This is a genomic window from Planomonospora parontospora (assembly GCA_014647935.1).
Lineage (GTDB): Bacteria > Actinomycetota > Actinomycetes > Streptosporangiales > Streptosporangiaceae > Planomonospora > Planomonospora parontospora.
Window position 1 is genome coordinate 13,635 of the sequence record BMQD01000019.1, and the last position, 20,453, is coordinate 34,087.

The 20,453-nt window shown below is 75.0% G+C and carries 19 protein-coding genes; 15 read left to right on the forward strand and 4 right to left on the reverse strand.

The features are described 5' to 3' along the window. Nucleotides 1-177 precede the first annotated feature (177 nt). The 8 genes from IEZ07_RS26040 (at nt 178) to IEZ07_RS26075 (ending at nt 8,466) form a co-directional block, all read left to right on the forward strand. Nucleotides 178-912 (forward strand): hypothetical protein, encoded by a 735-nt coding sequence (locus IEZ07_RS26040; RefSeq protein WP_239320643.1) that lies wholly within the window; start codon nt 178-180, stop codon nt 910-912. A 26-nt stretch (nt 913-938) separates the two neighbouring features. Then, nucleotides 939-1,781, forward strand: coding sequence for a glycosyltransferase family 2 protein (locus tag IEZ07_RS26045; protein ID WP_191897154.1), 843 nt, complete (start codon nt 939-941; stop codon nt 1,779-1,781). Continuing rightward, nucleotides 1,778-3,004, forward strand: a complete 1,227-nt coding sequence (locus tag IEZ07_RS26050; RefSeq protein WP_191897155.1) for a 2-phospho-L-lactate transferase CofD family protein — start codon at nt 1,778-1,780, stop codon at nt 3,002-3,004. The genes IEZ07_RS26045 and IEZ07_RS26050 overlap by 4 nt, the downstream gene beginning before the upstream one ends. Further along, nucleotides 3,001-3,780, forward strand: coding sequence for an HAD family hydrolase (locus IEZ07_RS26055; protein WP_191897156.1), 780 nt, complete (start codon nt 3,001-3,003; stop codon nt 3,778-3,780). Before IEZ07_RS26050 ends, IEZ07_RS26055 begins: the two co-directional genes overlap by 4 nt. Then, nucleotides 3,773-4,546 carry an NTP transferase domain-containing protein gene (locus IEZ07_RS26060; protein ID WP_239320640.1) on the forward strand — a complete coding sequence of 258 codons (774 nt, stop codon included), beginning with the start codon at nt 3,773-3,775 and terminating at the stop codon, nt 4,544-4,546. Before IEZ07_RS26055 ends, IEZ07_RS26060 begins: the two co-directional genes overlap by 8 nt. After that, on the forward strand, nt 4,543-5,799 hold the full coding sequence (locus IEZ07_RS26065) for a glycosyltransferase family 4 protein (RefSeq protein WP_191897157.1): 1,257 nt from the start codon (nt 4,543-4,545) through the stop codon (nt 5,797-5,799). Before IEZ07_RS26060 ends, IEZ07_RS26065 begins: the two co-directional genes overlap by 4 nt. A gap of 103 nt (nt 5,800-5,902) precedes the next feature. After that, nucleotides 5,903-7,207 (forward strand): lipopolysaccharide biosynthesis protein, encoded by a 1,305-nt coding sequence (locus IEZ07_RS26070; RefSeq protein ID WP_191897158.1) that lies wholly within the window; start codon nt 5,903-5,905, stop codon nt 7,205-7,207. Next, entirely contained in the window at nt 7,204-8,466 is a 1,263-nt protein-coding gene (locus IEZ07_RS26075) for a glycosyltransferase family 4 protein (RefSeq protein WP_191897159.1), read from the forward strand. Before IEZ07_RS26070 ends, IEZ07_RS26075 begins: the two co-directional genes overlap by 4 nt. 64 nt (nt 8,467-8,530) lie before the next feature. Here the strand turns inward: IEZ07_RS26075 and IEZ07_RS26080 are convergent, their stop codons facing one another. After that, a complete protein-coding gene (locus IEZ07_RS26080; RefSeq protein WP_191897160.1) occupies nt 8,531-9,325 on the reverse strand; it encodes an endonuclease/exonuclease/phosphatase family protein in 795 nt (264 codons plus the stop codon). A 130-nt stretch (nt 9,326-9,455) separates the two neighbouring features. Here IEZ07_RS26080 and IEZ07_RS26085 point away from each other — a divergent pair, with 130 nt between their 5' ends. Continuing rightward, the gene (locus IEZ07_RS26085) at nt 9,456-10,154 is read left to right on the forward strand and encodes a DUF4291 domain-containing protein (protein WP_191897161.1); all 699 of its coding nucleotides are present in this window, start codon (nt 9,456-9,458) and stop codon (nt 10,152-10,154) included. Beyond that, nucleotides 10,151-10,999: a hypothetical protein gene (locus tag IEZ07_RS26090; protein WP_191897162.1), complete on the forward strand. Its 849-nt coding sequence runs from the start codon at nt 10,151-10,153 to the stop codon at nt 10,997-10,999. Before IEZ07_RS26085 ends, IEZ07_RS26090 begins: the two co-directional genes overlap by 4 nt. 76 nt (nt 11,000-11,075) lie before the next feature. Here the strand turns inward: IEZ07_RS26090 and IEZ07_RS26095 are convergent, their stop codons facing one another. Then, a complete protein-coding gene (locus IEZ07_RS26095; RefSeq protein WP_191897163.1) occupies nt 11,076-11,978 on the reverse strand; it encodes a hypothetical protein in 903 nt (300 codons plus the stop codon). A gap of 180 nt (nt 11,979-12,158) precedes the next feature. Then, the gene (locus IEZ07_RS26100; protein WP_191897164.1) at nt 12,159-12,617 is read right to left on the reverse strand and encodes an NYN domain-containing protein; all 459 of its coding nucleotides are present in this window, start codon (nt 12,615-12,617) and stop codon (nt 12,159-12,161) included. 104 nt (nt 12,618-12,721) lie between these two features. On the opposite strand from IEZ07_RS26100, the gene IEZ07_RS26105 reads away from it, so the two are divergent. From IEZ07_RS26105 to IEZ07_RS26120, 4 genes are all read left to right on the forward strand, one after another. Beyond that, a complete protein-coding gene (locus tag IEZ07_RS26105; protein ID WP_191897165.1) occupies nt 12,722-13,525 on the forward strand; it encodes a hypothetical protein in 804 nt (267 codons plus the stop codon). A 91-nt stretch (nt 13,526-13,616) separates the two neighbouring features. After that, complete coding sequence (locus IEZ07_RS26110; protein ID WP_191897166.1) at nt 13,617-14,717, forward strand: hypothetical protein; 1,101 nt, start codon at nt 13,617-13,619, stop codon at nt 14,715-14,717. A gap of 129 nt (nt 14,718-14,846) precedes the next feature. Beyond that, nucleotides 14,847-16,373 carry a hypothetical protein gene (locus IEZ07_RS26115; protein WP_191897167.1) on the forward strand — a complete coding sequence of 509 codons (1,527 nt, stop codon included), beginning with the start codon at nt 14,847-14,849 and terminating at the stop codon, nt 16,371-16,373. Beyond that, a complete protein-coding gene (locus IEZ07_RS26120; protein ID WP_239320637.1) occupies nt 16,370-17,740 on the forward strand; it encodes an AAA family ATPase in 1,371 nt (456 codons plus the stop codon). The genes IEZ07_RS26115 and IEZ07_RS26120 overlap by 4 nt, the downstream gene beginning before the upstream one ends. Before the next feature lie 87 nt (nt 17,741-17,827). Here IEZ07_RS26120 and IEZ07_RS26125 read toward each other — a convergent pair whose 3' ends face one another. Beyond that, nucleotides 17,828-18,856: a helix-turn-helix transcriptional regulator gene (locus tag IEZ07_RS26125; RefSeq protein WP_239320634.1), complete on the reverse strand. Its 1,029-nt coding sequence runs from the start codon at nt 18,854-18,856 to the stop codon at nt 17,828-17,830. A gap of 32 nt (nt 18,857-18,888) precedes the next feature. Between IEZ07_RS26125 and IEZ07_RS26130 the strand changes: the two genes are divergently transcribed. Next, a complete protein-coding gene (locus IEZ07_RS26130) occupies nt 18,889-20,274 on the forward strand; it encodes an MFS transporter (protein ID WP_191897169.1) in 1,386 nt (461 codons plus the stop codon). Nucleotides 20,275-20,453: the final 179 nt, after the last annotated feature.

Genomic DNA, 20,453 nt, shown 5'->3' on the forward strand with positions numbered 1-20,453 from the left:
GCGCGCGGTGTCCGGAACGACGATGGAACGGTCAACGAAAAGAATGGCGCCGAAATCACGTGTCCCGATGCCGGATCCCCCGGGGACGGGCACGGCCGTCCCCGGCCCGACCGGTGACCGGTGGGCCGGGACGTCCCCCGCGATGACGCGGCGGCTGCAGAGAAGGGTCCGGACCTCATGACCACGCAGCACGGCAGGCCTCCCGCGTCATCGCCCGGCGAAGGGGTTCCGGCCGCGGAACCCGGCCGCGCCGGCGACGTCGTCCTGACCGCCCGGCGCGGCTGGGCCCCCCACGTGTGGTGGATCGCCCTGGCCGCCGGGACCGTCGGCGCCGCGGTCTCCTGGCTGGCCCCCCACGGCAGGGAGATCCAAGCCGCGTGGGAGCTGGTGGTCAAGCTGCTCGCGTTCGCCTGCCTGTGCTGCGCGATCGCGTTCTTCCCATGGGTGTCGCGGCGCCTGCACTGGCTGCTGTACATCCCGTTCGTCTTCTTCACCGCGTACGTGATCCCCCGGGTCAGCTGGTTCTACTACGGCGACGCCGGACGCCTTCAGGGCGACGGCTTCTACACCCACCTGTACCTGCTGCTCTACCCCGGGATCGTGCTCACCGTCGCGGCCGCCTACCGGATCGGCGGCGGCACCCCGGGCCGCTGCCTGCAGGTCGCCGTCAGCGGCATCCTCATCGTGTTCTCCGGCCTGCTCGACGTCATGTGGCAGGTGGTCAACCCGGTCGAGATCCCCGAGCTCATCGACGCTCCGCACATCAACCTGTTCACCGGCGGGCCGATCTCGTTCGGCGCGGCGATCGTGTTCACCCTGGCGCACGTCCCGGTCGTCGTCGCGGTCAACCTGCTCCCCCTGGACCGCTGGATCGGCCGCCTGCTCGGGGCCGGGGAAGCCGCGGCACGGTGACCGGGACCACCACGAGGAGGCGAGGCGTGCCGTACGCCCACGACGTCCCCCGCGCCGGCGGCGCGGCCACGGACCCGAGCGCCGGCCCTGCCACCGGTGCGGTCACCGGCGCGCCCGTCGGCATCTCGGTGGCGGCGCCCGCCTACAACGAGGCGGACAACATCGCGGCGGCGGTGACGGAATGGCGGGACTACCTCGAAAGCCACCCGGCGGTCGGCGTCTGGGAGATCGTCGTCTGCGACGACGGGAGCACCGACGCGACCCGCGCCATCCTGACGGACCTGCAGCGGCGGTGCCCGGAGCTCGTCGTCGTCGGCTTCGACCGCAACCGCGGCGCGGGTGCCGCGATCGCCGCCGCGATCGCGGCCACCCGGCTGGACTGGGTCGTGCTGCTCGACTCCGACGGCCAGTTCCCCATCGCCAACCTCGACCGGTTCCTCACCCACCTGCAGGCCGGTGACGGTACCGCCTTCTCCGGGGCCCGGATCCACAAGGCCGATGCCCTGGCCTACCGGTGGGGGTCGGCGGCCAGCGGCGCGGTCAGCAACCTGCTGCACCGCACCCGTTACCGCGATTTCAACTCGATCTTCAAGGTGGTGCGCGGCCCGCTGCTGCGCGCGCTGCCGCTGGAGTCCGGCGGGATGAACTGCTCGACCGAGATCACCGCCCGCGTCGCCGAGGTCGGCCACGCCTGGGTGGAGATCCCGATCGAGCACCGCGAGCGCGGCGGGGGCAGCCGCGGGTGGCGGTTCTGGCGCGGGGCCCGCGACCGCGCCCTGTTCGTTGGCTACCTCGGCTACCGGCGGTGGCTGCTGCGCCGGGGCGTGCTGCGCGCCCCGGACGCGCCCGCGGCGGAGGAGGTCCGATGAGCCCGCCGTACTCCTCCCCCGGCCCCGGTCTCGGCTCCGGCCGCACGTCCGTGGCCCTGTTCAGCGGCGGGCGCGGCGGGGCCAGCATCGCGCGTCGGCTGCTGCGGATCCCCGGGGTCGAGCTCTCCCTGCTGATCAACGGCTACGACAACGGGCACTCCACCGGGGCGCTCCGGCGCTACCTGCCCGGGATGCTGGGACCTTCGGACTTCCGCAAGAACCTGCTGCTGCACCTCGACGGCGGCGACCCGCGCCAGGCCGCGCTGAGGAGCGTGCTGGAGCACCGGCTGCCCGCCGGGAGCACCCGCGACGACCTCGCCGGCCTCGTGGACCGGCTGGCCCGCGGGAGGACGTTCGGGATGCTGCCGCCGGAGGTGCGAACCCCGATCGTGCGGGACCTGACCGTCTTCCTGCGCCACCTCGACGGGCGTCCGCACGGGCTCAGCCTCTCCGACTGCGCGCTCGGCAACCTCGTGTTCGCCGGCGCCTACCTCCGGCTGGGCGGTGATTTCAACGCCGCGGTCGGTTCGTGCGCGCGGACGTTCGGCTCACCGGCCCGGCTGGTGAACGTGACCGGAGGCGAGAACGCCTTCCTGGTCGCGCTCAAGGAGGACGGCCGGCTCCTGGCGGACGAGGCCGACATCGTCGCCCCCCAGGACGCCGCCGCCATCACCGACCTGTTCCTGCTCCGCGAACCCGTCGTCCCGGAGTCCCGGACCGCGCTGCAGGCGCAGCCCGCCGAGCGGCTGCGGCGGACGCTGGACCAAGCCCGCGCCGGGATCTCGCTAAACCCGGAGGCCCGGGACGCGCTCCGGCACGCCGACCTCATCGTCTACGGCCCGGGCACACCGCACTCGTCGCTGCTGCCCAGCTACCTGACCCCGGGCCTGGCGGACGCGATCGCGGCGAACCGGGCCGCGGCCAAGGTCTTCGTCGTCAACATCCGCGACGACCACGACGTCCGGGGGCTCGGCGCGTCCGACCTGGTGGACCGCACCCTGGCCTATCTCGGGGACCCGTTCAACGAGCGGCGCACCGTCACCCACGTCCTCTGCCACCGGACCGCCGCACCGGCGGGCGTCACCGGCGGCGGCCGGGCGGGGGTGCGCTGGATCACCGGAGACCTGGAGGATCCCGGGCGGCCCGGCGCGCACTGCGGCCGGCGCACCGTCTCCGCCCTGACCGGCATCGCCGCCGAGGCGCCCCTGGTGGGTGCCGGATGAACCCGGCGCCGGGCCCGATCGCCACCACCGCCACCGCCGCCACCACCGCCGCCACCGCGGCCAGGGCGATCGCCGGGCGGCGGGCCTGGTTCTGCGACCTCGACGGCACGCTCGTGGACTCCGGCCCGGTCCACGAGGCGGCATTCCGTGACGCGATCACCGAGATCGCCCCCGAGCTGCTCGGCTCCTTCCGGTACGACGCGCACGCCGGGACGGGCACCCGCGAGGTGGTGGCCGGCCTGGGCGCCGCCGGCGACGTCGCCCGGCGGCTGGTCCGGCGCAAGCAGGAGCTGTACCGCGGCTACGTCGATGCGGGGATGGTGGCCCTCTTCCCCGGCGCCCGCCGGCTGCTCGACCTGCTGGCCGACCGCGGCCGCACGCCGTACCTGGTCACCGGTGGCAGCCGGGGGTCGGTCGAGCGGGTCCTGGCGGCCTGCTCGCTGGGCGGGTGCTTCCGCGGGGTGCTCACCGCCGACGACGTCCCGTGGAACAAGCCCGACCCCCGGTTCTACCTGCGGGCCTGCCGTGACTGGGCCGTCCCCCCGGACGGCGCCGTCGCCGTGGAGGACTCCGTCCACGGGGTGGCCTCCGCCGTCGGCGCCGGGCTCGTGACGCTGCAGGTCCACGCGGCCGGGCCCGCCGCCGGGGCGGTCGCGGTGCGGGACCTGGAGGAGATCGCGTCCTTCCTGGAGGCGGAGGACGGCGGCGGTTTCGAGACGGAACCCAGGACCGGGCCCAGAACCGGGCTCGAGACGGAGGACGGCGACAGTGAGTGACCGGCGCGTCTGCGCGGTGATCCCGGCGGCCGGGCGGGGCAGCCGCCTCGGGCTCGACATCCCGAAGATCATGATCGAGGTGGCCGGCGGCGTCACCGTGTGGCACCTGCTGCACCGGCGGCTGCGGCCGTGGACGGAGCACGTGCACGTCGTGGTCTCCCCCGCCGGCGAGGGCCCGTTCCGGGACCTGGCGGCCGACGAGATCGCCCGCGGCACCGTCTCGGTCGGCGTCCAGGACGAGCCGAGGGGCATGGGCGACGCCGTCTTCGGCGCCGCCCCGCACTGGGAGCCGTACGACGCGGCCCTGGTCGTCTGGGGGGACCAGGCGAACCTGTCCCCGGAGACCGTGCGCCGGGTCGTGCACGCCCACCGGCGGGAACATCCGGCGGGGCGGCCGGGGCTCACCCTCCCCCTGGTGCCGATGCCCGACCCGTACGTCGAGTACGAGCTGGCCGGGTCGGCCCTGGTGCGGGTGCGGCAGTCCCGGGAGGGCGACGAGTGCCGCCCCGGCGGGCTCAGCGACGTCGGCGTGTTCTGCCTCAGCACGGACGGGCTGGCCGCGGCGTGGGAGGACTACCTGGCCCGCGCCGTCCCCGGGGCGGCCACCGGCGAGGTCAACTTCCTGCCGTTCCTGCCCCACCTGTCGCGGTCCTGCGGCCGGCGGGTGACGGTGGTGCCGGTCACCGACCCCGACGAGGCACGCGGCGTCAACACCGAGGACGACCTCGCGTTCGCGCGGCGGGCGTTCCTGCGGAGCCCGGAGTGACGAAACGGCCGCACCGGGTCCACGTCGTCTGCTCCGAGCTCCCGCCCGACGTCGTCGGCGGGCTCGGGCGGTACGCCGAACGGCTGACGGCCGCGCTGGAGCGCTCCGGCGTCCCGGTGGAGGTGTTCGGGACCGCCGGGCCGCACTCCCGGTCCCCGCGCACGGAACGGGCCGGCGACGTCACGCTGCACCGGGTCCGCACGGTCGGCGCCGGCCGCGCCGGGGACTCGCGGACACCGCTGCCCGTACGGCACCTGGCCCGGATCGCCGGGCTGATCGCGTTCAACGTGCGCGTCGCGGCCCGCATCCTGCGCGCGGGCGCCGGCCGGCCCGGGTCGGTCGTCGTCGTGCACGACTGGATGGGCTGCCTCGCCGGGATCCTGTGCCGGGTGCTCGGCCGCGCACCGGTGGTGTTCCACGTCCACAGCCGCGAGTTCGACCGCGGCCCGTCCCGGCGCCGGTCCCCGGTGGCCGCCGGCATCGCCGCGCTCGAGACGCTCCAGGCCCGCACGGCGCGGCTGATCGTGGTGCCGAGCGAAGGCATGCGCGACGACCTCGCGGCCCGCGGCTGGCCGCGCGACCGGCTCCGGGTCGTGCCGCACGGCTTCGAGGACCCCGCCCTGGTACGGCTGGCCGGGCTGCCCGGCGCCGACCGCGACCGGCTCCGCGCGGAGGTCCGGCGCCGCCACCTGCCCGGCGGGCGAGGGCGGCTCGTCGTCTTCGCCGGGCGGCTGTCGCCGCACAAGGGCGTCCGCACGCTGATCCGGGCGGCGTCCGCGGTGGCGCGGGAGCACGACGACGTGCGGATCGTGCTGCTGGGCGCGCAGGTCCCGCGCACCGGGGACAACGCGGAGGTGGCGCGGCTGATCGAGCGGGAGGGCGTCGGCCGGCACGTGGTCCCCGGCTACCGGTTCCTGGCCTCCTCCGAGGTGTTCGCGCACTTCCTGGCCGCCGACGTGTGCGTCTTCCCGTCCGTCTACGAGCCGTTCGGGCTGGTCGCCGTCGAGGCGATGGCGCTGGCCCGGCCGGTGGTCGTCGGACCCGGCTACTCCCCGGAGGTGGTCGGGGACGGGGCTCTCCGGTACGGGCGCGACTCACCGGAGGAACTGGCCGCCGCCCTGCTGCGCTGCCTCGGCGACCCGGAGGCCGCCGCCCGGCTCGCCGTACGCGGCGCCGCGCACGTCCGCGAACGGTTCACCTGGGCGCGCACGGCGGAGCTCACCCTGACAGCGTACGGCGAGGCCGTCCGGTGACGGCGATGACACCCGTGACGTCCCGACCATCCGGCACCGCCGTGACGGCCGTGCCGTTCCCGCCGCCCGCGCCGCTCGCGACGACGGACCGCGAGGCCGTCCGATGACGCCCCGCGGGACGGCCGGAGGCCTGCGCGCCCGGGCCGCGCGGCTGCTGCACGGCCGCGGCTGGGCGGTCGGGCCGACGGTGACGGGCGCCGCCGCCAGCGGGGTGACCGCGGCGACCGGGCTCGTCATCGCCCGGGAGATCGGCGCCGCGGCGTTCGGCCACTTCACCGTGGTCCTGACGATCGCCACGATCCTCACCGTCGGCATGCTGATGAGCCTGCACTACGTCATGTACCAGGAGCTGCCCCGGGCCGAGGCCCCGGACCGTCCCGCCCTGGTGACGACGGCGCTGCTGTCCGCGCTGGGACTGACCGCGGCCCTGACCGGCGCCGGGCTGCTGGCCGCCGGGCCGCTGACCGCCCTGCTCGGCGTCGACGTCCGCACGCTGTGCTTCTCCCTGGCGCTGGCGGCGGCGATGACGGTCAACCAGCTGACCGAGAGCTTCCTGCGCGGCCTGAAGCGGTACGTCCTCACCGCCGTCCTGAAGTTCGCCGTCGCCGTCGCCTACCTGGGCGGCTCGTCCTACTGCCTGCTCGTCCTGGGCATCCGGGACGCCGAGTTCTACCTGGTCGCGCTCATCGCCACGAACGCCGTCTTCGCCGTCGCGGCCGTGGCGGGCTGCGAGATCGCCCCCCGCTCCTGGTCGCCGGCGCTGGCGCGCTCGCTGTACCGGCACGGCGGCTACGTGACCGTCCTCGCCGTGTTCACCGCCCTGGTGTTCGGGGTGGACGTGATCTTCCTCAACCACTGGGCGGGCCCGGCCGACGTCGGCGTGTACTCGGTGTACAACGGCTTCCCCAAGCGCCTGTTCGGCGTCCTGTTCACCGACGGGATCGGCCTGGTGCTGCTGCCGACGCTGGCCACCATGGACAAGCCCGCCCTGCTGCGGCGCATCGGCAGGATCACCCCGGCGGTCGCCGCGGCCACGGTGCTCCTGTCGTTCGCGGGCAGCACCGTGTTCTTCCTCCTGCTCGGCGAGCAGTACCCGTACGAACTCGACCTGATGGCGCTGTCGGCCGCGGGGATGGGCGCCCACATGCTGTTCAACCTCTACTCCACCGTCCTGCTGATGGACGGGGTGCGCGGCGCCAAGGTGCTCATCGGCTGCATGGCCGCCGGGACGCCGGTCGCGCTCGCCTGCCAGGCGGCGCTCACCGCCTGGCAGGGCCTGGCCGGGGCGCTGGTGGCGTTCGCGCTGAGCAATCTCATCCTCGTCGCCCTCGTGGCCGCCGCCGCGACCCGGACGTACCGGCGGGCGGCCCCGGCGGGCGCGGCCCGTTCCCAGGAGACCGCACCGTGAAGATCGTCCACGTCATCAACCAGTTCCCGCCCAACATCACCGCGGGGCTCGGCCGCTACGCCGAGGAGATCGTCCCGCATCTGGCCGGCCACCGGCCGCTGGCGGTCTTCACCCTCAACGACACCGGTGACCGGCCGGTGCACGAACGGCGCGGCGCCGTCACCGTGTACCGGCCCCCGGGCCGGATCCTCGGCGCGCTCGGCCGCAGGCGGCGCCTCAACCGCACCCGCCGGACCGAGTTCGCCCTGCTCGCGGCGAACGTCGTGGCCAGCAACTGGCGGTACTTCCTGCGGCTGCTGCGGGCGGGCCGGAGCGGGCGGCCCGACCTGGTCGCCGTGCACGACTCGACGAACTTCCTCGCCGGGCTGCTCTGCCACTACGTGCTGCGGCTGCCGGTCGTCCTGCACGTGCACACCACCGAGTACGGCGTGGCCCCGCAGCGCAGCATCACCGATCCGCTCGGCGTGTTCGCCGCCGTCGAGCGGTGGCTGGGGCGGATCGCCCGCCGCGTCGTCGTCGCCACCCCGGAGGTGCGCGACCAGCTCACCGCCGCCGGCTGGGACCCGGCGGCGATGGACGTCGTGTGCCTGGGCGGCACGTTCGAGCGGGTGCTCGCCGACCCCGGCCTCGACCGGGACGGGCTCCGCACGGGCGCCGCCGCCCTGCGCGCCCGGCTCGGCATCCCGGCCGGGGATCCGGTCCTGCTGTTCGTCGGCCGCCTGGAACGGCAGAAGGGCGTCTACCAGCTGCTGGAGGCGATGCCGCGGATCGCGGCCGCCGTCCCCGGGCTGCGGCTGGTCCTCGTCGGGGAGGGCGACCGGGACGGCATCGAGCGCATCGCCGCCGAGGCCGGGCTGGGCGGGCGTGTCCTCACCTCGGACGGGTTCGTCGACGGCCGGGCCCTGCTGGAGTACTACACGATGGCCGACGCCTGCGTCTTCCCCTCCCTGTTCGAGCCGTTCGGCCTGGTGGCGACCGAGGCCATGGCCCTGGCCAGGCCGACGATCCTCGGCGACGGGTTCTCCCGGATCTTCCTCGGCGACCCGGAGCGGCCCGCGACGCGGTTCGTGCGCGCCGCCGACCCCGGAGACATCGCCCGCTGCGTGATCGACGTCATGACGGACCCGGAGCTGCGCCGCGCGCTCGCCGAGAACGGCGAGCGGTTCGTGCGGGAGCGGTTGAGCTGGGCCCGGGCCGCCGAGGAGACGCTCGCGGTGTACCGGTCGGCGCTGAAGGAGGCCGCCCCCCGCAGTCGGTAGCCGTCCCGCCCGTCCAGCAGGGCCGCCACCGCGTGGCAACCGGAGACCGGACCCGCCCCCGAAGTCAGTGACCGCCCAGCAGGGCCACCACCGCGTGGTGGTCGGAGGCCGTACCGGTCTCCACCACGTCGGCCCATTCCAGGCGGGCGGCCAGCGGCTGCGACAGCATGATGTAGTCGCTGCGCGTGTCGACCAGCACGCCGGCGCCGCCGCGGGGCGCGGTGGCCCAGCGCGACGAGCGCGGCCGGGCCCGCAGGGCGTCGACCCAGCCGGCCTTCTCCAGCCGGTCCATCACCTCGAACCGGGGCGGCCGGCCGTACTTGTCGATCCCGGCCTCGGCCAGGCGGTCGGCCAGGTCGTCCGGGTAGGGGTCGTGGCGGGAGAGCCCGTTGAGGTCGCCGACCAGCAGGCAGTCGCGCACGGCCAGCAGTTCGGGCGGGAGGAGGCGGAGCAGTTCGTCCGCCTCGGCCAACCGCGCGTCCTCGTCGCTGGCGACGAGGTGGGTGCCCAGGACGAGCAGCGGGTCGCCCCCTCCGGGGGAGGCCAGCTCCACCTCGACGGCGCAGTGCGCCATGAACGGCGGCGCGTGCACCGCCCGGCGCAGGATCGGCGCGCGGGACGCCAGGCAGACGTTGTACCGCCGGCCGCTCGGCCGCCGGTTCGCCGTCCCGACGACCAGGTGCTCGTCCCCTGCGGGGATGCCGATCGCCCCGGCCAGCTCGCGGAGCCGCCCGCCGTCCTCCCAGCCGACGCACTCCTGCAGCACCAGCAGGTCGGGCCGCTCGGCCGCCACGATCGAGCGGATCTCGTCGAACCGCTCCTCGCCCCCGACGAGCACGTTGAAAGACAGAACCTTCATGCCTCAGACGTTCCCACAAGCCCGCCGCGTACCGGACATCGGCGGACCCGGATGCTCCGTACGGCGGGACCCGCGCCGGGACCGGTAATCCTGTTGCCCGGCCGGGACGGGTTTCGCCACGCTGGTGGGCATGTCCCCGCCCTACCGGCAGATCCGTGCTGTTCACACCGACGACTCCGTCACCGTCTACCAGGCCTACGACCCGTCCATCGCCGGGCCCGCGGTCGCGGCGCAGCGGTTCGTCCCACCGTTCAAGCGGGAGCGGATGACCTGGATCAAGCCGTCGTTCCTGTGGATGATGTACCGCTGCGGCTGGGCCGCCAAGCCCGGGCAGTCCCGGGTCCTGGCGATCGAGATCACCCGCGAGGGCTTCGAGTGGGCGCTGGCCCGCTCCTGCCCGAGTCACCCCGGACGCGACGCCGGCGACGCCGGCCGCGACGCCTGGGCACGCCGGCTCCGCCGCAGCCCGGTCCGCGTCCAGTGGGACCCCGAGCGCGACCCGCACCTGAACGCCCTGCCGTACCGGTCCATCCAGATCGGGCTGTCCGGCGAGGCCGTGCACCGCTACGCCGACGACTGGACCGTCTCGATCACCGACGTCACCGACCGGGTCCACGACGTCCACGCGGCCGTCCGGGCCCGTGCGCAGACGGCCGGTCTCCTGCCGGTCGAGCGTCCCTATCCGCTGCCGCCGGACCTCGCGCGGATCGTCGGCGCCACGGCGGACGGCTCCGAACCGGCACCGGCCCGCACGCTGCCCGGCGGTGCAGCACGGACTCGGGTGAGCCCGGACGGGACGGCCGAGTCCCACGGCGAGCGCGGCCTGTGACGGTCCCGAACCAGCCGTTCCGCTGGGACCTGGTCCGTCGCGACCGGCTCGGCGGCCTCCTGCGTGACCACCCCGGAAGCAGGTTCCCCTACGTGGACGAACTGGTCGGCTGCGCCGCCAAGGTGGTGGCCCGCAGCGCAGACGGCGACCTGTACTTCGTCGGACGCTCCGCCGACAGCGTCCACGACCTGCTCTCCGGCGCCCTTGCCCGGACCTCGCACCGCGACCGGCTGCACCTGCTGCCCTTCTCCCACCGCCTGGACGGCCCGCTGCGAACCGCCGAGGTCCGGCAGCTGCGGGCCAACCTCGACGCACTGGGCATCACCCCGTACGGCCTGGCCCGCCGCGGGCGCCCGATCGTCTTCACCGACCTGGTGTACGGCGGAGCCACCTTCACCCACCTGTACGGCCTGCTGCGCGACTGGATCTCCGACGAGCGGGAGACCTGGGACGTCATCCGCCTCAAGCTGCGCTTCCTCGGCATCACCGCACGGGAGAAGACCAGTCCCAACACCTGGCGGTGGTGGCAGAACGCCCCGTGGACCGGGTCTCTGCCGCGAAGGGCCGTGACGAGCGTGTCCGTCGCACCGCGGTTCTGGAGCTACCTCGGCGACGACCAGCACAAGCTCACCCCGTCGTTCCGGCGGACCCTCTGGGCCGACGAGGCGGTCACCGTACCGCGCCGCGACGATGCGACCCTGAACGCCCTCGCCCAGGCGGTCGCCCTGGTGGAACTGGGCCGCAGCCGCCGGGTGCGCGACGACCTCGCCCGCCGGATCACGGCGGAACCGTCCTTCGCCCGGCCCTGGCTGCGCTCGCTGACCCTGCAACTGCGCCGGGGGTGACCGAGGTCCGAGCCTCCGCGCCGCGGACGTCCGGTGAACAAGGACCGAGGCGCGTCGATCGCGTACGCCGCTCCGCTCAGCCGGCCGGGTGGATCCGGAGCAGGCGCTCGCGGTCGCGGGGGTCGGCGGTGCCGCGGGCGAACCAGTCGGTGAGCCGCCGCAGGACGTCGTCGTCCGTGCCCGTGTCCAGCAGCAGTTCGGAGCCGATGAGGGCGGCGACCTCCTCGAACGCGTCTCCGTGATCGGTCAGCGTCCAGCCGCGCCAGTGGTGCGCCGGCCACGCCGGATCGAGGAGGCAGTCCAGCGACCACCAGTCCAGGCGGCGGCCGGGGACGTCCAGGAGGGCCCCGTTCCAGGGGACCGACTCCAGCGCCGCGAACCCGGTGGCCTCCTCCTGGGCGGAGGCGAGCACTGCGGGCCCGGCCAGCAGCGGCTCGGCCAGCCCACTGGCCCAGCAGCCGCCGAAGGACAGGCGGCCGCCCTCGTCGCGGACGGCGATGAGGGTGGGGGCGACCTGGGCCAGGTCGTCATCCTCGGTGGGCGCCAGGGCCCACTGGCCCGCCAGCGGAGACGGCGGTTCGTCCAGGTAGAGCACGGTGTCGTACGGCAGGCCGAGATACTCCATGACCTGGTACAGCCCGCGCGGCACCCACGTCACCGTCCAGCCCGGCCACAGGGCGGCCATCATCCTGAGCCAGGCGCGGACCTCTCTCAGGCCGGTGCGGGGGTACCCGGCGATCTCACGCTCGTTGTGCACGAGGAGCCGCCGCTCGCCCAGGTCGAGCAGCGCCACGGCCCGCCACCACACGGAGTTCATCCAGAAGGCCGCGTGGCCGCCCTGCTGCCGGCGGATGAAGCCGAGGGTGCGTTCGGGGCCCCAGAGCAGGTCGCGGTGGAAGGTGGCGGCGCCGCCGCGCCGCGACCAGACCCGGTGCCCTCCGCGGTCGACGACGACGTAGTGGGCGTTCCCCGCGCTCATGACCGCCAGATTAGACGGATTTCATGCAGATTAGACGGATTCCACGACCACGCGTGATCGCCGGACCGGACGGGCCTCGGCCACTCATGACCGCCGGGCCGACCGGGCCTCGGCCGCTCATGACCGCCGGACCAGGCGGGCTTCAGGGCCCCCGGACCGGCCGGGTCCACGGCGAGGCGGTCAGGCGGCCAGGTCCAGGGGCGGTTCGAGGGAGATGACCTGGCCCGCCGTACGGCGCAGCCTGCGGCTGAGAGCGCCGGGGCGGGAGACCACGACGACCTGGACGCCGCGGCCGCGGAGCCAGTCGGCGAGGTCGGTGAAGGCGCCGTCGCCGGAGCCGATGACCACGCGTTCGAACCGGATGTGCAGGTGGTCGAGGCGGATCACCTCGCGCAGCGCCTCGTCGGCGCCGTCGCGGCCGGAGCGGACCAGGAGCTGGATCCCGGCCAGCGCGAGGCCGACGGGGAGCATGGCGCCGTGGTTGACGGCGGCGACGTACTGGTCCATGCCGCCCGCGGGGACGCGGCGACGGTAGAGGCGCATCATGGTGACGACCTCGCCGAGGGCGGGGCGCGGGGCTCCTACCAGGTTCTCCACGTCCAGCAGGTGGACGGTCCGACCCTGCGACAAGTTGCGCATGAAATGCCCCTTTCGCCCACATATCACCACATGTCTTGCACTTTAATGCTGGAAATCGCTGGAATTCAAGGGAGGCGGGTGGAACTCCTGTTACGATCCGGGCCGTGAGTGAACCACTGGACGCGCTGGAGCAGCGGATCGCCGAGCTCCGCGCCGAGGTGCGGCGGGCGGTCAAGGCCCGCGACACCTCGCTGGCCCGGCTCCTGCGGGCGGACCTGCGCCGGGCCGAGCGGGCCTGGGACGAGGCGGTCGTCACCGAGGAGGCCGGGAAGCCGGCGGAAGAGGCGGGCCCCGCCCTCCGCGAGTCCGGCGCGGCGCTGATGCCGATCCGGGAGCAGGTGCACCAGGCGCTGCTCCTGCTGGGGGTGCCGACCGCCGCCAAACTGGTCGTCGCGGTCAACGAGGCGTTCTTCGCCGGCGGGCTGCGCAGCCCGCAGCTGTCCAGCCTCCGCCGGGACGAGGAGCGCTCCTTCCGCAGCGATCCCTACGCCCGGCCGTACTACCTGTGCGCGGCGCTGACCGACCGCCTCTCCCCCGCCCGGGGGCTGCTGGCCGACAGCACCTGGCCGCTGGAGGTGCGGGTGGTGGGGCCGCTGAGCCCGCGGGTCGACTTCCTCACCACCGCCGTCCGCATCGCCGAGCACCTGACCCGGCTCGCCGAGCCCCCGCCGGGCGCGGTGCGGCTGCTCTCGCGGATGGCGCAGAACATCCCGGGGGCCGTGGAGGGCGGGTTCGGCCCGGCCGACCCGGCGACCGTGGTCGGGGCGGCCCGGGCCGAACTGGAGGTGCACCTGCCCGCCGACACCGCCCAGCGGGCCGAGGTGGCGGCGCGGGCGGGCGATCAGCTGACCGACGTGGAGCGCCTGTTCGGCGCGGCCGCACTGAGCACATTGAGGGGAGCCTGCTGATGGGCGGGCATCACGAGGTCCTCCGGGGACACGACCGACACGGCGGGCGCAGCAGAGGAGCCGTCCTCCACGACCGCTCCGGGGGCGTGCGGTGAGCCGGCTGGACGACCTGCGCGGGCCGGTGCCGGCCCGCGCGCACGACGCCCGGGCCATCGCGGCGCTGGCCGCCAATCCCGGGTGCGCCCGGCGGTCGCTGCTGGACGCCGCCGGGGTCGACAAGGACGCCGCGGCCCGGCACGTCGGCTTCCCCGCGCCCTTCGGCCAGTCGCAGTTCGCGATCACCCGCGGGAACGTCTTCGAGTCGCTGGTGAAGGAGAACGGCTGCGCCGAGCTGCTGCGGCTGCTGCGCGAGCTGATGGGGCTGCCGATCGCGCAGGTCGGCTACCAAGACGTGGAGAACGTCGGCGCGCACCTGCGGGCCTCGCACACCCGGGCCCTGATCGACCGGGCGGCCCGGGAGAGCGAGGACTCGGCGGTCTTCTACGACCACCCGCTGCTGAGCCTGCGGATCGCCGGGCAGACCTCCTACCTGGAGCCGGACGTGGTGGCGTTCCAGCTCGGCGGACGCTTCCACGTGGTGGAGATCAAGTCGTTCTCCGTGATCGACGGTCAGGCCGAGCCGGAGAAGGTGGCGGCGGCGGCGCGGCAGGCGGCGGTCTACGTGCTGGCGCTGCGCGCGCTCATGGAGGAGCTGGGGCACGACCCGGAGCGGGTCTCCCACGACGTGGTGCTCGTCTGCCCGGAGAACTTCGCCAACCGCCCGGTGGCCTCGCTGGTGGACGTGCGCAGGCAGCTGGCGGTGCTCCGGCGGCAGCTGGCCCGGATGACCCGGGTGGACCGGCTGCTGGAGGACCTGCCGGAAGGGCTGACCTTCTCCCTGGAGCCGGACGCCGACGGCGTGCCGACCCGTTCGGCGGGCGAGCTGGCCGAGGCGCTGCGCCGGGTGCCGGCCCGGTACGCGCCGGACTGCCTGGCGGCGTGCGACATGTGCATGTTCTGCCGGGACGAGGCGCGCGGCTGCGGTTCCACCGACCTGCTCGGCCGCCAGGTACGCGACCAGCTCGGCGGCGTCTCCGGGATGGACGAGGCGCTGGGCCTGGCCGAGGGCACGCGTGAGCCGGAGGAGGGCCAGGAGGAGATCGCCCGCCTGCTCCGCCTGGCCGACCGCCTGCGCCGGGAGTGCGTGGCATGAGCGAGCGGACCGGAAGACACAGCCGCCTCGCGCTCATGAGACCGACGGAGGAGGCCGCATGAGCGAGCGCAGCGAGCGGACCGGAAGACACAGCCGCCTCGCGCTCATGAGACCGACGGAGGAGGTCGCATGAGCGCGCTCACCGCGCTGGCGCGGCTGCGGGCGATGCGGGAGGGCGTGGCGCAGCGGATCACCACGGTCCGGCACTGCCACGTCTCGGACCGCCCCATGGTGTTCGTCCCGCTGAAGATGGCCGGTGAGGCCGCCGCCCCGCTCGGCGCGATGGTCGGCACCGACCCGGACCACCCCCGGCTGCTGGTGGTGCCGCAGCCGCGCAACCGGAACCTGCGGTTCGCGTTCACCGCCGAGCTGGCCGAGGTGCTGCTGCCGTACGTCGAGGGTTTCCAGAAGCGGACGGAGACGGTCGAGCGCAAGGGCGGCGAGCCGTACGAGCGGTGCCTGGAGGCGCCGCAGGTCCTGGTGCCGAACCGGCCGGCGGCGGAGTTCACCGGGCTGCTGGGCCGGTCCACCCGGTTCCGGCGGGTCGACGGCCCGTATCCGGTGCACCCGTCGGTGCCGCTGCTGGGGCGCTGGCTGACCTACTTCGCCGACCGGTCGCGGCAGCCGGGGTCGTCGCTGCTGCTGGCGGCCACCGAGGCGCTGGGCACGCACTGGGCGACCGGGCAGAGCGCGCTGGAGGACGCGAACCTGGCGGCGCTGCTGGGCTGGATCGACCCGCCCGCCGGGACGACCGGGCGGCGGGCCGCCGAGGAGGCCGAGGATCCGCTGCTGTGGCCCCCGGCGGGACCGGCCACCGATCCGGGGTTCGACAACGAGGTACTCGCCCCCGCCGTGCAGGCGTACGAGGAGGCGCCGACGGACCGGGCGGTGGAGCGCGTGGCCGAGGCGCTGCGCACCCAGCTGGAGCCGACGTGGCGGCTGATGTGGCGCTCGGTGGAGCTGCTGCGCGCGCTGCCGGAGGGCTCGCGGGTCGCCGGGCGCTGGGAGTCCGACCGGGGCTCGTTCACCCGGTTCGTCGAGCGGATCGCCGAGGGCGGCCCGCCGCAGGCGCGCCGGGACGGGGCGGTGAGCGCGGCGGCGCGGCTGGCGGGGCTGGAGCGGGCCCGGGCCTCCTACGACGTGCAGCGGGCCTACGACGATCCGCTGGTCATGGCGGAGTACCGGCTGACCGGCGAGGCGTTCGCCGGGGTGGTGACGGCGGTGGAGCCGGAGCACTTCGAGGGCGAGGGCCGCTCGCGCAAGCTCCGGCCGCTGGTCACCGTCCGCACCGAAGATCCGGTACGGCTGGCGCCGGGCGCGGCGGTGGGCAGCCCGGAGCGGCGCGGCCACGGCGCCGAGGTGGTCGAGGTGGTCGCGGTCTCCGGCGCGGGCGGGGTGCCCGGCGGTGGGACGGGCGGGGCCGGCGGTGGGACGGTCGAGATCGTGCTCAAGGTGACCAAGGGGATGGGTCGCGGGAAGACGCCCGCTCCGGGGGCGGTGCCCGAGCCGGGCGAGCGGGTCTGCTACACCTCGCTGACCGACGACTTCCAGACCTCGGCGGCGCTCCCGGACCCGGAGGAGACGCCGTGGACCCACGGCGGCCCGCCCGAGGAGTACGTGCCCGGTGACGACGACGCGCAGGAGGAGTGGGAGTGACGCTCAAGGTCGTGCGGGACCCGGCCCCGGAACCGGTCCCGGCCGGGCCGCGGACGCCCGCGCCGGTGCCGGGCCTGACCCCGCGGCAGGAGGCGGCGGGGGTGGTCGCGGGCGTGCTGGCGGACCTGCCGCGCCATCGCGGCGTGGTCGTGGACTCCCCGCCGGGGGCGGGCAAGTCGACGCTGGTGGTGCGGGCCGCCGGGCACATCGCGGAGACCGGCGAGCCGCTGATGATCGTCGCGCAGACCAACGAGCAGGTCGACGACCTGGTGGAGCGGCTGGCGACCGAGCATCCGGATCTGACGATCGGCCGGCTGTCGGCGAGCGGGTACGTCACGCCGCAGCGGATCCTGGCGCACCCCGGCGTCTCGGTGGCGGGCAAGCTGCCGGACCTGGGCGATCCGGCGGTGGTGGTCGCCACGGCCGACAAGTGGGCCTGGGTCGGGGACCGGACCTGGCCGTGGGCGATCGTCGACGAGGCGTACCAGATGCGCTCGGACAAGCTGCTGCGCATCGCCTCGCTGTTCGAGCGGTCGCTGTTCGTGGGCGACCCGGGGCAGCTGGACCCGTTCTCGATCGTGGACGGCGACCGGTGGGCGGGCCTGTCGTGGGATCCGGTGCAGAGCGCGGTCTCGGTGCTGCTCCGGCACAACCCGGACCTGCCGGTGCACCGGCTGCCGGTGTCCTGGCGGCTGCCGGCGTCGGCGACGCCGGTGGTGTCGGAGGCGTTCTACCCGTTCACCGGGTTCCGGGCGGGCACGGAGCACGCCGACCGGTCGCTGGAGCTGACGGTGGACGGTATGCGGACCTCCTACGACCGGGCGCTGGAGGAGGCGGCGGGTTCGGGCTGGGCGCTGTACGAGCTGCCGAGCCGGCACACGGTCCGCACGGACGCCGAGGCGGTCCAGGCGGTGGCGCTGCTGGCCGTACGGCTGCTGCAGCGGGCGCCGGTCGCGCACTCGGAGCGCGGCAGCCACCCGGTGACGGCCGACCGGATCGCCATCGGGGCGGCGCACCGCGACCAGGTGGCGGCGATCCGGGCGGCGGGGGTGCCGGAGGAGATCACGGTGGACACCGCCAACCGGCTGCAGGGGCGGGAGTATGACGTGACGATCGTGCTGCACCCGCTGTCGGGGCGGCGGGACGCCACGGCGTTCCACCTGGAGTCGGGGCGGTTGTGCGTGCTCACCTCCCGGCACCGGCACGCGTGCATCGTGGTGGCGCGGGCGGGCATCCCGGAGCTGCTGGACGCCCACCCGTCGGCGGAGCCGGTGCAGCTGGGCGTGCCGGTGAAATTCCCCGACGGGTGGGAGGCCAACCAGGCGGTGCTGGCCCACCTCGCCAAGCACCGGGTGGCCTCCGACTGAGCGGCGGCCCGGCGGGCTCGCGGGCGCGGTCGGCCGGCCGGTCGGCCAGTGGATGTGATCGGCCGGCCGGTGGTCGCGGCCGGCCGGTCAGTGGGTGTGGTCGACCGCGGGGACGTCGGGATGCGCGCGGAGCCAGGCGATGCGCTCGCGGCTCTCCTCGTCGAGCGGGGTGTAGACGACCATCCGCGCCTCGGGCGGCGACGACAGGGCCAGACTGGTCGAGACGGTGCGGATCAGCCCGACGGTGCAGTGCTGGAAGATCTTCATCCGGCTGCCGGGCCTGGCCACGTCGTGGGTGGCCCACATGCGGGCGAAGTCGGGGCTGGCGGCCGACAGCCGCCGGACGAATTCGGTCCAGGCGGGTTCGCCGAGGTGCCGGCCGAACCCGGCGCGCAGGGTGGCCACCATCTGCGGCAGCTCCTCCTCCCGGTTGACCACCGGGTTGCAGCAGTCGCGGGTGGTGAACAGCTGCCAGAGCGCGTTGCGGGTGGCGGGCGGCTGCGTCGTCGTGCCGGGGAAGAGCCGCTCGTAGGTGGCGTTCCAGGCCATCAGGTCGTAGCGGGCGTTGTAGACGGCGGCGGGAAGCGGCCCCAGCTGGTCGAGGATGATCCGGGTCTCGGGCTCCAGGCCCCGGTCGCCTTCCGTCTCGGCCACCGCGGGCACGTCGGCGAGCCGGTAGAGGTGCTCGTGCTCGGCCTGGTCCAGGCGGAGGGTGCGGGAGATCGCGTCGAGGACCTGCGTGCTGGCGTTGATCGGCCGGCCCTGCTCCAGCCAGGTGTACCAGGTGACTCCGACCCCGGCGAGCTGGGCGACCTCCTCGCGGCGCAGTCCGGGGGTACGGCGGCGCGAGCCGGGGGGCAGGCCGACGTCCTGGGGGGTGACGCGGCCGCGGCGGGTGCGCAGGAAGGCGCCGAGCTCGGCGCGCCGGTCCCCCGGCGGGATCCGCTCCGGCGCTCCGGGCCGGACGTCCGCGCGGGGCTTCTCCGGTCCCCCGGCGCGGGCGCCGGTCCACGCATCGGTCCGGGCGTCGGGCTGGGTCACGGTCACCCCTCCATGCTGGTCGCTGAGCGGCAGGTCTGCCAGGTGCCGGTGGTACCAGGATCGGCAGGCTCTCACCACCATGATCCTCCCGCCGCCAGGCTCGTGCCATGACCGCGATCTCCACTCCGAGCAGGACTCCGGCCCTGCGTGCGCCATGGCTGCTGACGATCCTGCTGACCGGGCAGTTCATGGCCGTCCTCGACGTCTCCATCGTCAACGTCGCCTCCCCGGTGCTCCGTTCCGATCTCGGCACGTCCGGCTCGGGGCTCCAAATGATCATTTCCGGTTATACCGTCGCCTACGCCATGCTCCTGATCACCGGCGCCCGCCTCGGCGGCCGGTACGGCGGGCGGCCGCTGTTCCTGTCGGGGCTGGCGCTGTTCACCGCCGCCTCGCTCGCCTGCGGCCTGGCCGTCTCGGCCGGGCAGCTGATCGCCTTCCGGCTGCTGCAGGGGGCGGGGGCGGCCCTGATGGTGCCGCAGGTGCTGAGCATGATCCAGACCGGTTTCGAGGGGGCGGCCCGCGCCCGCGCGCTCAGCCTCTACGCCGCGGTGATCTCCGGGGCCGCGATCGCCGGTCAGGTGCTGGGCGGGGTGCTGGTCTCCGCCGACCTGCTGGGCGGCGGGTGGCGGCCGGTGTTCCTGGTGAACGTGCCGATCGGCCTGGTCCTGCTCGCCGCCGGCGTCCGGCTGCTCCCCTCCGCGGGCGGCGCACCCGCCGCCCGCCGCCCCCTCGACCTGGCGGGCCTGGTGACGCTCTCCCTGACGGTCGGTCTCCTGGTCGTCCCCCTGGTGCTGGGCCACGAGCAGCACTGGCCGCTGTGGGGCTGGGCGGCGCTGGCGGGGAGCGCGGTCATGGCGGGGGTCTTCGCACTGGTGGAACGGCGGGCCGCGGCCCCGCTGGTGCCGGGCCGGGTGTTCGGCGCGCCGGGGGTGCTCGCGTCGGCGCTGGCGGTGTTCGGGGCGATGGCGACCTACGGCGGTTTCCTGTTCGCCGTCACCCTGCACCTGCAGGGGCGGCTGGGCGACAGCCCGGTCGCCGCCGGGCTGACGTTCCTGCCGGGGATGGTCACCTTCGCCGTGGCCAGCCTCAACTGGCGTCGGGTGCCCCAGCACCTGCACCGGCGGATGATCGTGGCGTCGTTCGCCGTGGCCTCGCTCGGCTACCTGGGCCTGGCGGCGGCGCTGGGCGGCGGCGGGCACGGGCAGCCGTTGCTGGCGGCGGCGATGGCGGTGACCGGACTGGGGCTGGGCGGGACGTTCAGCCCGGTGCTCGCGGTGGCCCTCGCCCGCGTCGCGCCCTCCGACGCCGCCGACGCCAGCGGGCTGTTCGTGATGGTCACGCAGCTGGGTCAGGTCCTGGGGGTGGCGACGTTCGGCACGCTGTACCTGAGTCGCGGCTCGGCCGCGGAGACGGGGACGGCTCTGGCCGTCGCGGCCCTGGCCGCCGGGACGTGCGCGCTGCCGCTGCTCCGGGCACGGCCCGGCCGCTGAGGGGCGGTCACCCGGCGCCTCCCGGTCGGCGTGCCCGAGGTCCAGCGCCTCGCGGACGCCGGCCGCGTCCTCCGGGTCGGGAGTGCGGGTCTCCGGCCGTGCGGCCCGGTGCCCGGGGGCACGGCCCGGCGTCCGAGGGCGTGAGGGCGGCCGGGACCGGGTCCCTTCCGGGTCCGGTC